General features: G+C 74.3%; 13 protein-coding genes. 11 read left to right on the top strand and 2 right to left on the bottom strand.

The features are described 5' to 3' along the window. Window positions 1–8 precede the first annotated feature (8 nt). On the top strand, window positions 9–929 hold the full coding sequence (locus BJ976_RS10485) for a Rossmann-like and DUF2520 domain-containing protein (RefSeq protein ID WP_135030543.1): 921 nt from the start codon (window positions 9–11) through the stop codon (window positions 927–929). A 119-nt stretch (window positions 930–1,048) separates the two neighbouring features. Here the strand turns inward: BJ976_RS10485 and BJ976_RS10480 are convergent, their stop codons facing one another. Both BJ976_RS10480 and BJ976_RS10475 read right to left on the bottom strand, forming a co-directional pair. Further along, window positions 1,049–1,921: a fructosamine kinase family protein gene (locus BJ976_RS10480; protein WP_229667339.1), complete on the bottom strand. Its 873-nt coding sequence runs from the start codon at window positions 1,919–1,921 to the stop codon at window positions 1,049–1,051. A gap of 23 nt (window positions 1,922–1,944) precedes the next feature. Continuing rightward, window positions 1,945–2,421: a low molecular weight protein-tyrosine-phosphatase gene (locus BJ976_RS10475; RefSeq protein ID WP_135030522.1), complete on the bottom strand. Its 477-nt coding sequence runs from the start codon at window positions 2,419–2,421 to the stop codon at window positions 1,945–1,947. A 39-nt stretch (window positions 2,422–2,460) separates the two neighbouring features. On the opposite strand from BJ976_RS10475, the gene BJ976_RS10470 reads away from it, so the two are divergent. From BJ976_RS10470 to BJ976_RS10425, 10 genes are all read left to right on the top strand, one after another. Then, window positions 2,461–2,916 (top strand): DUF3806 domain-containing protein, encoded by a 456-nt coding sequence (locus BJ976_RS10470; protein WP_135030523.1) that lies wholly within the window; start codon window positions 2,461–2,463, stop codon window positions 2,914–2,916. Between the two features lie 43 nt (window positions 2,917–2,959). Further along, window positions 2,960–3,382: a hypothetical protein gene (locus tag BJ976_RS10465; protein ID WP_135030524.1), complete on the top strand. Its 423-nt coding sequence runs from the start codon at window positions 2,960–2,962 to the stop codon at window positions 3,380–3,382. A gap of 252 nt (window positions 3,383–3,634) precedes the next feature. Next, window positions 3,635–5,806 (top strand): S9 family peptidase, encoded by a 2,172-nt coding sequence (locus tag BJ976_RS10460; protein ID WP_135030525.1) that lies wholly within the window; start codon window positions 3,635–3,637, stop codon window positions 5,804–5,806. Further along, window positions 5,697–6,779: a glycerophosphodiester phosphodiesterase family protein gene (locus BJ976_RS10455; protein ID WP_135030526.1), complete on the top strand. Its 1,083-nt coding sequence runs from the start codon at window positions 5,697–5,699 to the stop codon at window positions 6,777–6,779. Before BJ976_RS10460 ends, BJ976_RS10455 begins: the two co-directional genes overlap by 110 nt. 202 nt (window positions 6,780–6,981) lie before the next feature. Continuing rightward, the gene (locus BJ976_RS10450) at window positions 6,982–7,797 is read left to right on the top strand and encodes a hypothetical protein (RefSeq protein WP_135030527.1); all 816 of its coding nucleotides are present in this window, start codon (window positions 6,982–6,984) and stop codon (window positions 7,795–7,797) included. Continuing rightward, on the top strand, window positions 7,794–8,288 hold the full coding sequence (locus BJ976_RS10445; RefSeq protein ID WP_135030528.1) for a phage holin family protein: 495 nt from the start codon (window positions 7,794–7,796) through the stop codon (window positions 8,286–8,288). The genes BJ976_RS10450 and BJ976_RS10445 overlap by 4 nt, the downstream gene beginning before the upstream one ends. Continuing rightward, the gene (locus tag BJ976_RS10440) at window positions 8,285–8,959 is read left to right on the top strand and encodes a DUF3618 domain-containing protein (RefSeq protein ID WP_135030529.1); all 675 of its coding nucleotides are present in this window, start codon (window positions 8,285–8,287) and stop codon (window positions 8,957–8,959) included. The genes BJ976_RS10445 and BJ976_RS10440 overlap by 4 nt, the downstream gene beginning before the upstream one ends. A gap of 98 nt (window positions 8,960–9,057) precedes the next feature. Beyond that, window positions 9,058–10,071 carry a pantoate--beta-alanine ligase gene (gene panC / locus BJ976_RS10435; protein WP_135030530.1) on the top strand — a complete coding sequence of 338 codons (1,014 nt, stop codon included), beginning with the start codon at window positions 9,058–9,060 and terminating at the stop codon, window positions 10,069–10,071. Further along, the gene (locus BJ976_RS10430; RefSeq protein WP_135030531.1) at window positions 10,068–10,742 is read left to right on the top strand and encodes a DNA-3-methyladenine glycosylase; all 675 of its coding nucleotides are present in this window, start codon (window positions 10,068–10,070) and stop codon (window positions 10,740–10,742) included. Before panC ends, BJ976_RS10430 begins: the two co-directional genes overlap by 4 nt. Window positions 10,743–10,813: 71 nt before the next feature. Further along, on the top strand, window positions 10,814–11,296 hold the full coding sequence (locus BJ976_RS10425) for an SRPBCC family protein (protein ID WP_135030532.1): 483 nt from the start codon (window positions 10,814–10,816) through the stop codon (window positions 11,294–11,296). Window positions 11,297–11,302 lie beyond the last annotated feature (6 nt).

Here is an 11,302-nt window from a genome sequence, read left to right as displayed (position 1 = left end):
GCAGGGACATGAGTCCGGAGCTGGCCGGCCAGGACCCGGCGAGCCGGCCGGGGCGGCTGGGCGTCGGCGTCATCGGCGCGGGCCGCGTGGGCGCGGTCCTGGGCGCGGCCCTGCGGAACGCGGGGCACACGGTGACGGGCGTGCACGCCGTCTCGGAGGCCTCCCGCACGCGCGCCGAGGCGCTGCTGCCGGAGGTGCCGGTGCTGGAGATCCCGGAGATCCTGCGCCGGTCCGAGATGGTGCTGTTCGCCGTCCCGGACGACGTCCTGCCCGAGCTCGTGGCGGGGCTCGCCGCGGCCGGCCACGTCCAGACCGGGCACCTGCTGGTGCACACCTCCGGGCGGCACGGCGTGCGGGCGATGGACCCGGTGCGCGCGCACGGGGCGATCCCCCTGGCGATCCACCCGGCCATGACGTTCACGGGGCTGAGCCTGGACCTCGCCCGGCTGCAGGACTGCGTGTTCGGCGTGACCGCGGACCCGGTGGTGCTGCCGGTGGCGCAGGCGCTCGTCGTGGAGATGGGCGGGGACCCCGTGGTCATCAAGGAGGCGGACCGCGCCACCTACCACGCGGCCCTCTCGCACGGCTCGAACCACCTGGTGACGGTCACTGCGCAGGCGCGGCAGCTGCTGGCGGAGATCGGGGTGCCGGACACGGACCGTGTGCTGCGGCCGCTGATGCAGGCCTCGCTCGAGAACGCGCTCACCGACGGCGACGGCGCCCTCACCGGTCCCGTGGCCCGCGGGGACGTGGAGACCGTGCACGGACACCGGGAGACGCTGCGCGAGCTCGTGGCCGGCGGCATGCCACGCGACGTCCTGGACGTGTGGGAGGTCCTCGCCCGGGCCACCGCGGACCGGGCCGAGCGCCGCGGCGCGCTGAAGCCGGACGCGGCGGCCCGCATCCGGGACGTGCTCACCGAGGACTGACCTCCACCCCACCCCGCCCGAATCCACTGCAGTTCTGACCCTTGTGGACGATCTCCATGCCTTGAGAAGGGTCAGAACCGCAGTGGATTCCCGGGGGCGGGCCGTCGTCGGTGACGTCCTCAGCCCGCCAGCCGCACAGCGTGCTCCAGCGCCGCCTCGGCCTCGCGCCCGTAGCCGCCGCCGAAGAGCACGGCGTGCACCAGCAGTGGCACCGCCTGGTACACCGGCACCCGGTCCTCCCAGCCGTCGGCCAGGGGGAACGCCTCGTCGTATGCCGCGAACGCCCCCGGCCCGAACCCGCCGAACAGCCGCATCATCGCCAGGTCCACCTCGCGATGAGCCCGCTGCGCGCTCGGGTCGATCAGCCAGCTGCGCCCCTCGGCGTCGAGCATCCGGTTGCCCGCCCACAGGTCCCCGTGCACCAACGACGACGACTCGGCCGGTCCCAGCACCGCCGCGCCCGGGTGCGTGGCCGGGGAGTCCGGCCCGAACCCGTCGATCAGCTCCGCGAGCCGCTCGGCGAGGTCCCGCACGCGGGGCGGCGCCGTGCCGCCGTCGACGGTCTGCGCCGCCAGCGGCACGATCCGCCGCACGACCCAGGACTCCGCCCAGCTCGCGCAGGGGGTGAGGTCGATCCGCGCGGCGCCGAGGAAGCCCTCCGGGTCCCCGTCGTGGGCGCCGAACAGGTCCGTCTCCCCGGGAGCCCGGCGCGACCCGGCGTGCAGCGCGGCCAGCTCCCGCCCGAAGGCCTCCTCCGTGCGCGGTGTCCTCCGCCCACCGCCCTCGATCCAGGCGATCTCGAGGCGCTGGGTCCGGGCGTCACGCCCCTCCTCGACCGCGAGCACGTCCGGCACCCGCGCGCCCGCCGCGGCCAGCGCCCGCAGACCCGCGGCCTCGAAGCGCGCCATCCCCGGGAACGCGCCGCCGGTCTTCGTGAAGACGGGCGTGCCGTCGTCGCGCACGCGCCGCCCCGTGGCCCCCGTGTCCGCCACAGCAGCTCTCCGCCCGGTCCGACTCAGACGCGCCCGTCGCGGACCGCGGCGACGACGCCGTCGGCCGCGTCCTCGATCTGCCGGTACATCTCCTCGAACACCGGCCGCGGGTTCCCCCATGGGTCCGGGACCTCGCGCACGCCGGCGCTCTCGACGTCCGAGGCGAACTCCCCGAACATCCGCACCTTCGCGTCGACCTCGGGGTCCGCCACGAGGGCGCGCACGTCGGCGAGGTTGGACTCGTCCATCACGAGGATCAGGTCCTGCTCGTCCAGGTCCTCGGGGCGGAACTGCGCGCCCACGGTGGTGAACTCGTAGCCCAGGTCCGTGCCCACGGCGCGGGTGAGCTCGTGGGGCCGCTCGCCCACGTGGTAGTCCGCGGTGCCCGCGGAGGTGACCTCGACGTCGTCGAGCCCGGCCTCGGCCAGCTTCCGGCGGAGCACCGCCTCGGCGGCGGGCGAGCGGCAGATGTTCCCGAGGCAGACGGTCATGATGCGCATGCACCCAGTGTGTCAGGCGCCCGTGATGGAATCGGAGGCATGAGCCAGCAGCAGATCAGCCCCCTGACCGAGCCCGAGCAGCAGTGGGTGGACGTCCGCCGCGCCTATGCGGCGCAGGAGGGCGTGGACCACCTGGACCTGGACCAGGTGGACGGCTGGCACGGACGGCTGATCGCGCGCTCGCGGTCCGAGGATGTGGACCCCGACGAGCTCGGGGTGCTGCTGGAGGTGGCCGCGGTGCTCCTGGGGGAGCACCTCGGCGCGCGCCACGGCCTGGCGTGGGTCAGCGTGACGGACGACGACGGCACGGACCTCGGCCTGCGCGATCCCCTCTCCGACGCGGTGGTCTTCCCGCTCTCGGAGGTCGGCGCGCGCTGGAACGCGGACGAGGCCGGCTGGATGCCGGGGTACGTGGACGCCCTCGGCGACCAGCTGCAGGAGGTCCGGGCGCAGCGCGCCGCCGACGGCTTCGGAACGGGATCCGCCGAGGGCTGAGTGCTATTGCTCACAGTTCTTACCCTCCGGTATAACCACGCTCATGAGCTCCAGCCCTAAGAAGACCGCGGTTACCAAGGATGCCCATCCGGCGGTCCAGGTCGCAGTGAAGTTGGCCCCCCATGCGAAGAAGGCCGCTGCTGCTGCGGCTCCGGTGGTGATCGCGAAGGCTGGAGACCTCCTTCAGCGCTCCATGGACGGCGACGTCACACTCCCCGCTGTCGGGCGGCGCGCAGGCCTGAACCGTCGCATCACGTCCGTCACCGACACGGCGGCCAAACGTGTGGGACGGACCGATCTTCTCCCCGAGGAAGCCGTGCAGGCCAAGGAGTGGCATCGCCGAGGTCAGGCTCTCGCCGAGCGGCTGCAGCTCGACGTCTCGAAGGACAAGAAGAAGGCGCACTGGGCGTCGATCGAGCGGGATCTTGATGCGCTCTACGACGAGATGGACGCCGCGCTCAAGTAGGCGGACACCCCCAGCGGGACATGCGTGTCCGCCCCGGCTTCTGAAGGATCCGGCCAAGGGGCGAGCGGTGCGGCGCGTTCCCGGTCTGGGACCTTCGTCGGCCCAGCAGGCATCGGTAGTGCCCAGACGGTGGTGGCTGCCCGGGTGCGTCCCACGGACCTTCCTGGGCCGCCGGTGGGACGACGGTGCATGCTGCACCTCAGCGGGCCGGGCCATTGACCCACGTCACACCGCAGGGTAGGAACGATCCCCATGACCCTCCCCGACGGCACCTCCACTGACGGCACCCCCTCGGACCACCCCTTCTCCGACCTCGCGGACTTCACCGCCCTGCCGCGCGTCTCCGGCCTCACCCTCAGCCCGGACGGCGCGCGCCTGGTCACCACCGTGGCCACCCTCAAGGACGACGCCACCGGCCACGTCACCGCCCTGTGGGAGGTGGACCCCGCGGGCGAGCGCCCGGCCCGGCGCCTCACGCGCGGCCTCGAGGGGGAGGCCGGCGCCGCGTTCGCCGCGGACGGCACCCTGTACTTCACCTCCATGCGCCCCGCGCCCGGCGGGGAGGAGAAGACCTCCACCCTCTGGGCGCTGCCCGAGCGCGGCGAGGCCCGCGCGGTCCTGTCCCGTCCGTTCGGGATCAGCTCGATCCACTGCGCCGCGGCCGCGGACGCCGTGGTCCTCGGTGCGCCCCGCCTGCGCGGGGCCCGCACGGAGGCCGAGCACGCGGCCCTGGCGAAGACCCGCACGGACGCCGGCGTGGACGCCATCCTGCACTCCGGCTACCCCGTGCGCTACTGGGACCACGACCTCGGCCCCGCCGCCCCCGAGCTCTTCGTCCTCGCAGACGGCCCGGACCCGGACGCCGCCGCGGAGAACGGCCAGGACGACGACGGCGCCCCCGCCGCGGAGGCCGTCTCCTCCGCCACCCCGACCCGCGCCGGTGCGCTGCCGGGCGACCCCGAGCAGCACCTGCGCCACCTCACGGGCTTCGAGCGCTCCCACGCGTTCGGGGTGGACGTGCAGGTGGCCCCGGACGGCTCCTTCGCGCTCGTCGGCGCCTCCCGCGCCACCGCGCGGGGCGACCTGCGCGAGTGGATCGCCCGCGTGGACCTGGCCACCGGGGAGCAGACCGTCCTCGCGGAGGAGCCCGGCGTGGACCTCGGCGTCGGGCCCATCAGCCACGACGGCACCCGCGCCGTCGTCGTCCGCTCCCCGCACACCACGCCCACGGACGCCCCGGACCCGCGCCTGCACTTGATGGACACCGCCACGGGCGAGCTGACCCCGCTGGCCCACGACTGGGACCGCTGGGGCCACGCCGTGGCGTGGCTGCCGGACGACTCCGCGGTGATCGCGCTCGCGGACGAGGACGGCGCCGCCCCGGTCTTCCGGATCGACGCGGACACCGGTGAGGTCACCCGGGTGACGGCGGAGGCGGAGGCGTGGGCCGACGTCGTGGTGTCCCCGGACGGGACCACGCTGTACGGCGTGCGCTCCTCCTGGCTGTTCCCGCCGGAGGTCGCGCGGATCGACCTGGCCACCGGCCGCGCCGAGCCCCTGCCGAATCCGGCCGAGCGCCCTCGGATCCCGGGTGTGCTCGAGCGCATCGAGACCCGCGCCGAGGACGGCACGCGCGTCGCCGGCTGGCTGGTGCTCCCCGAGGGCGAGGCGCCCGACGCCGGCCACCCGCTGCTGCTGTGGATCCACGGCGGGCCGCTGGGCTCGTGGAACGCGTGGTCGTGGCGCTGGTGCCCGTGGATCATGGCCGCGCGCGGCTACGCCGTCGTCCTGCCGGACCCGGCGCTGTCCACCGGCTACGGCCGGGACGTCATCCAGCGCGGCTGGGGCCGCTGGGGAGCGGAGCCGTACACGGACATCCTGGCCCTCACGGACGCGGCCGAGGCCCGCGACGACGTCGACTCCTCCCGCACGGCCGCCATGGGCGGGTCCTTCGGCGGCTACATGGCCAACTGGGTGGCCGGCCACACGGACCGGTTCCGGGCGATCGTCACGCACGCCTCCCTGTGGGCGCTGGACGGCTTCGGCCCGACCACGGACGCCGCCTTCTACTGGGGCCGGGAGATGAGCGAGGAGATGATGCTCGCGAACTCGCCGCACCGGTTCGTGGAGGACATCGTCACCCCCATGCTCGTGATCCACGGGGACAAGGACTACCGCGTGCCGATCGGCGAGGGCCTGCGCCTGTGGACCGAGCTGCTCGCGAAGTCCGGCCTGCCGGCCGCGGAGGACGGCTCCACCGTGCACCGGTTCCTCTACTACCCGCACGAGAACCACTGGATCCTCGCTCCGCAGCATGCGCGCCTCTGGTACGAGGTGGTCCTCGGCTTCCTCGCCGAGCACGTCCTCGGGGAGGACGCGCCCGGGCTCCCGGCCGTCCTGGGGCTCAGCGCGCCCCAGGGCTGAGCCCGCCCCCGCCGCGATCGAGCAGGCGGAGCGTCCCGACGTGATCGAGCCGGACCTGGTCTCCACCAAGGACGGCGTGCTGGTCGACCGCCACGAGAACCTGATCGACGGCGCCACCGACGTGGCCGAGCGTCCCGAGTTCGCGGACCGCAGGACCACCGAGGTCGCGGACGGCGTCGAGCAGACCGGCTGGTTCACCGAGGACTTCACCCTCGCCGAGATCAAGCACCCCACCTACTTCGACGGCATCGGCCTGTCCCAGGAGGAGGGCGTCGTCGAGGCCCTCACCGCGCACGGACTGAACCGTCCCGACGGCCGCGCCACCGTGCAGTCCTTCGAGCTGGGCAGCCTCTCCGACCTGAACCGGCGCCTCGGCCTCGAGGCGGACACCGCGTTCCTGCTCTGGTACGAGGGCGCGGGGTACGACGCCGTCGCCGCCGGGGACGAGGTCCACGACTACGCGTACGACATGACCCCCGCCGGCGTCGCCGCGACCGCCGCCGAGGGCGTGGACGTGTACGGCCCGGAGGCCCGCCTGGTGATCGGCCTCCAGGAGGACGGCACGCTGGGCGAGGAGACCGGCCTGGTGGAGACGGCCCACGCGGCGGGCCTCGAGGTGGTCCCCTACACCTTCCGCGCCGAGAACGGCTCTCTCCCGGTGGACTTCCGCTCGTCGGCGGACGAGCACGCCCACGGCGACCTGGCCGGCTTCATCACGGCCCACCTCGACGTCGGCGTGGACGGCTTCTTCACCGACTTCCCGGACGTCGGCGTCGCCGCGCGCGACGCGTGGCTCGCCGACCAGGACGAGGCTGTCGGCGAGGACGACGACGCCCCCGCACCCACCGAGGGGCACGAGGTCCCGGAGAAGGTCGAGACCGGCGACGCCCCCGCATGGGGCCTGGCCGGCGCGGCCGCGCTGGGCGCCGGCGCCCTGCTCGCCGTCCGCCGTCGGACCGCCGCCGCCCGCTGACGCCGTCCGGGCCGGTCCGACGCCGGCCCGCGACCGCCGGGCCCCGTGGGGGGCGGCGGGTCCCACCCTGTGGGAGCGGATCGAAGACACCGCAGGTCGGCCCTTCCCCTGCGTGGGCCGGGCCTCTACCTTGATCCCTACCGAGTCCGGTCTCATCAGTAGACATCCGCGGGACCGGGACATCGACCACGAAAGGCAGACCATGGCGAAGAACCGCTCAGGCAACGCCCAGAACCACGGCGCCCACGCGCCGCACCAGGACGGCCAGGACTCCCAGGCCAAGCAGAAGGCCCAGGCCGCCAAGGACGAGGCCCAGAACCAGGCCCAGCAGGTGGCCCAGGACGCCAAGGCCCACGCCAAGGACCTCGGCCAGACCGCCCAGCAGGAGGTCGGCCAGCTCAAGGACGAGGCCGTCCAGCAGGCCAAGTCCCTCGCCGGCACAGTCCAGGACCAGGTCGGCGAGCAGGCCGTGACCCAGCAGGAGCGCGTGGCCGGCCAGATCCGCTCCTACACGGACGACCTGCACCGCCTGGTCTCGGGCGAGCAGCCCCAGTCCGACGCCGTCCGCCAGGCCGTCTCGGCCGTGGCCGACCGCGCCGAGGCCCTCACGCAGCGCCTCGAGACCGCCAGCCCGGCGGATCTCCTGGACGACGTGCGCGGCTTCGCGGCCCGCAAGCCCGGCACCTTCCTCGCCCTCGCCCTCGGCGTGGGCCTCGTGGCCGGCCGCATGACCCGCGGCCTGCGCGACGCGGACCAGGACTCCGCTGCGGACGTGCGCCGCACCGCCGTCCAGCGCTCCCCGCGGCGTGGGCTGGAGCCCCAGGGTGTGCAGTCGGACGTGGCCCCGCACCACATCGACTCGCAGATCCCGGCGCACACCGGCGACGACGCCCCGCGCCCGGCCGGCCAGGCCGGCGGCCTGCCCTACGGCACCGAGCCGGTCCCCACGATCGACCCCGTGACGGGCCGCGCCGTGGACGAGCCCTTCGACCAGACCCGCCAGGGCGGTCGCGCATGAGCACGCCGTACGAGCCCACCGCGGGCGCACCGCGGCACACCGTGGACGGGGTCGTGACCCCCGGCTCGGGGGCCCACACCCCCGCCCCCACGCAGGCTGAGGTCCGGGCGGAGAACGAGTCCATCGGCGACATGTTCGCCTCGTTCTCCCAGAACCTGTCCACGCTGATGAGCCAGGAGATCGCCCTGGCCAAGGCCGAGGCCACGGACTCCGCCAAGAAGGCGGGCAAGGGCGCGGGCATGTTCGCCGGCGCCGCCGTCGGCGGGTTCTTCCTGCTGATGTTCCTGTCGCTGGCGCTCATGTACGCCCTCGGCGCGCTCATGCCCCTCGGCTGGGCCGCCCTGATCGTGGCCGTACTGTGGGGCGTCGTCGCCGCCGTGCTGGCCCTGCAGGGCAAGAAGAACATGGAGAAGATCAAGGGTCTGCCGCAGACCCAGGAGACGGTTCAGGAGATCCCCGGGACCCTGAACCCCGCGAAGGAGACGCGATGACCCAGAGCAACAACCCCGACGAGATCCGCGCTGAGATCGAGCGCACCCGCCACCAGCTCGGCCAGGACGTCGACGCCCTGGCGGAGAAGGTCAGCCCCACCAAGGCCGTGAGCCGCCAGACGGATCGCGTCCGTGAGGGCTTCATCTCCGTCAAGGAGAACATCATGGGCTCCCCCGAGCACCACCGTGGCCCGTCCGGTGCGGACAAGGCCAAGCACGCCGCCGACCAGGCCCGGGGCTACGCCCAGCAGGCCGGCGACGCCGTGTCCGAGTGGGCCGACGACGCCCAGCACGCCGTCCAGCAGGCCCCGGCCCAGCTGCGCGGCCGCACGGCCGGCAACCCGCTCGCCGCGGGCCTGATCGCCCTCGGCGCCGGCTGGCTCCTCGGCTCGCTGATCCCGTCCTCCGACGTGGAGCAGCAGGCGGCCCGCCGCGCCAAGGACGAGGCCGCCCCGCTCCTGGACAAGGCCAAGCAGCAGGCCACCCAGGTGGCCCAGGAGATCCGCGAGCAGGTCGAGCCGGAGGCCCGCGAGGCCGCCGCCTCCCTCAAGGACTCCGCCGCCGAGTCCGCGCAGAACCTCAAGTCCGAGGGCCAGGACAAGGCCCAGGAGCTGAAGTCGGAGTCCCAGGACGCCGCCCAGCAGGTCAAGGGCACGGCGAAGAACGCCTGATCCCCGCACCGCCCGACGCCGCCCGTCCTCCCTCCGGAGGGCGGGCGGCGTCGTCATGTCCGGGACCGGGCCGGCGGTCGCCTGCCTAGACTCGGACGGTGACTCCCCTCGACCGCGTCCCCGATCCCCGCCCCGTCCCGTCCGGCACCGGCCTGACCCTGGAGGACGCGCTCCCCGCGCCGGTCTCCGGCGCCCGCCGCCCCCGCCTCACCCGCACGGTGGCGGAGACGCGCGCGGCCCTGCGCGAGCTGTCCGCCGCCGCGGAGGGGCACGACGACGGCCCCGTCACCGTGGGCCTGGTGCCCACCATGGGCGCACTCCACGGCGGCCACGCCGCCCTGGTGCGCCAGGCCCGCCAGGAGAACGACGTGGTGGCCGTCAGCATCTTCGTGAACCCGCTGCAGTTCGGCGACCCCGCGGACCTGGAGCACTACCCGCGCACCCTGGAGGCGGACCTGGACCTGCTGGCCGCGGCCGGCGCGGACGTGGTGTTCGCCCCGGAGGTGCAGGAGATGTACCCGGGCCACCCGGACGCCCCGATCGTCACCGTCTCCGCCGGCCGCATGGGCGAGGTCCTGGAGGGCGCGTCCCGACCCGGGCACTTCGACGGCGTGGTCACCGTGGTGGCCAAGCTGTGGAACATCGTGCGACCGGCCGTCCCGGCGCTGCGGTCCTACTTCGGGCAGAAGGACGCCCAGCAGCTGGCGATCCTGCGGCGGCTGGCCCACGACCTGGACGTGGACGTGGACGTGCGCGCCGTGCCGATCGTCCGCTCCCCGGAGGGGCTGGCGCTCTCGAGCCGCAACACGCGCCTGGACGCGGCGGGCCTCGGGCACGCGCTCGTGCTGAGCCGCGCTCTGCGGCGCCTGCGGGACGCCGCAGAGGCCGGTGAGATGCTGGACGTGCAGGAGGCCCGCCGGATGGTGGAGGACGAGCCGGGCGTGACCCTGGACCACCTCGTGGTGGTGGACCGGGCGACGCTCGAGGAACTCGGCCCCGAGCTGCTGTGCCAGCCCCTGCGCCGGGAGGCGCTCGCCCTCGTGGCCGCCCACGTCCCCCCGGTCCGCCTGATCGACAACATGGTGCTCCCGCCGGCCGTGGGCGCCCCGTGAGCCCCGAGGAGCTCTCCGCCCTCTTCGACGGCCCGTCCACCGCGCTGGCCGAGGGCCTGCTGGGCTGCCGTCTCACCGTGGTCGCGGCGGACGGCGCCGTGACGGTGCGCCTGACGGAGACGGAGGCCTACGGGAACGCGGGCGAGGACCCCGGGGCGCACTCCTTCCGCGGCCGCACCGAGCGCAACTCCGCGCTGTTCGGTCCCGCGCGCCGCACCTATGTGTACCTGAACTACGGCATCCACCGGTGCCTGAACCTCGTGGGACACCCGCAGGGGCAGGCCGGCGGCGTCCTGCTGCGCGCTGGCGAGGTGCTCGCGGGCCGGGAGGTCGCCGTCGCCCGCCGGGGCCGGGACACCGGGGCGCGACTGCTCTCCGGGCCGGGCAACCTGGGCCAGGGCCTGGGCATCGCCCTGGACATGGGCCACCTGCCCGTGGAGATCGTGGCCACGCCGCCGACCGAGCCGGTGCCGGTCCCTCCGGGCGTGTCCGCCCGGTTCCTCCTCGCCCCTCCCGCCGCGGACCACGACGCCGCCCGCGCGTCCGTGGTGCGCGGCCCGCGCGTCGGGGTGTCGGGGGAGGGCGGCTCCGTGCGCTTCCCGTGGCGGTTCCACCTGGCCGGGGACCCCTCGGTCTCGGCCTACCGCCGCGGCCGGGACGTCCCGGACTGAGTCCCCGCTCGCGTCCCGCGGCGCGGGCGAGCCCTTGCCGCCGGACCCCGCGGCCTGGGTACGGTGCGCCCATGAGCGAGATGAACACGACGCCCCAGGGCGAGAAGAAGCAGTCCGTGACCCGCACGATCGACGCCTCGGCGAAGGACGTCTTCGACTTCCTGACCCTGCCGGCCAACCATGCCCGGCTGGACGGCTCAGACATGGTCCGCGCGGACGAGAAGGGCCAGCGCATCCAGAAGGTCGGCGACGTGTTCACCATGAACATGCACGCCGAGCACATGGGCGGCGACTACCAGACGGACAACCACGTCAACGCCTACGACGAGAACAAGATGGTCGGCTGGCAGACCGCGCCGGCCGGCACCGAGCCCAAGGGCTGGGAGTGGCTGTACACCCTCGAGTCGGACGGCTCCGACTCCACCGTGGTCACCCTCACCTACGACTGGTCCAAGGTCGAGGACCCGGAGCTGCTGAAGAAGAACCTGTTCCCCCTGATCTCCGAGGAGCAGATGGAGCAGTCGCTGGCCAACCTGGCCTCCGCGGTCGCCTGATCGGGC

The sequence above is a fragment of the Micrococcus flavus genome (assembly GCF_014204815.1).
GTDB classification, from domain to species: Bacteria; Actinomycetota; Actinomycetes; order Actinomycetales; family Micrococcaceae; genus Micrococcus; species Micrococcus flavus.
Note: the sequence above shows the minus strand (reverse complement) of the source record. Positions and strands in the feature narration are given on the sequence as shown.

Bases quoted from the DNA above. Each gene is read 5' to 3' on its own strand.
- BJ976_RS10485 (WP_135030543.1), top strand. From the start codon at position 9: ATGAGTCCGGAGCTGGCCGGCCAGGACCCGGCGAGCCGGCCGGGGCGG.
- BJ976_RS10475 (WP_135030522.1), bottom strand. From the start codon at position 2,421: ATGCGCATCATGACCGTCTGCCTCGGGAACATCTGCCGCTCGCCCGCC.
- BJ976_RS10470 (WP_135030523.1), top strand. From the start codon at position 2,461: ATGAGCCAGCAGCAGATCAGCCCCCTGACCGAGCCCGAGCAGCAGTGG.
- BJ976_RS10465 (WP_135030524.1), top strand. From the start codon at position 2,960: ATGAGCTCCAGCCCTAAGAAGACCGCGGTTACCAAGGATGCCCATCCG.
- BJ976_RS10460 (WP_135030525.1), top strand. From the start codon at position 3,635: ATGACCCTCCCCGACGGCACCTCCACTGACGGCACCCCCTCGGACCAC.
- BJ976_RS10455 (WP_135030526.1), top strand. From the start codon at position 5,697: ATGCGCGCCTCTGGTACGAGGTGGTCCTCGGCTTCCTCGCCGAGCACG.
- BJ976_RS10450 (WP_135030527.1), top strand. From the start codon at position 6,982: ATGGCGAAGAACCGCTCAGGCAACGCCCAGAACCACGGCGCCCACGCG.
- BJ976_RS10445 (WP_135030528.1), top strand. From the start codon at position 7,794: ATGAGCACGCCGTACGAGCCCACCGCGGGCGCACCGCGGCACACCGTG.
- BJ976_RS10440 (WP_135030529.1), top strand. From the start codon at position 8,285: ATGACCCAGAGCAACAACCCCGACGAGATCCGCGCTGAGATCGAGCGC.
- BJ976_RS10425 (WP_135030532.1), top strand. From the start codon at position 10,814: ATGAGCGAGATGAACACGACGCCCCAGGGCGAGAAGAAGCAGTCCGTG.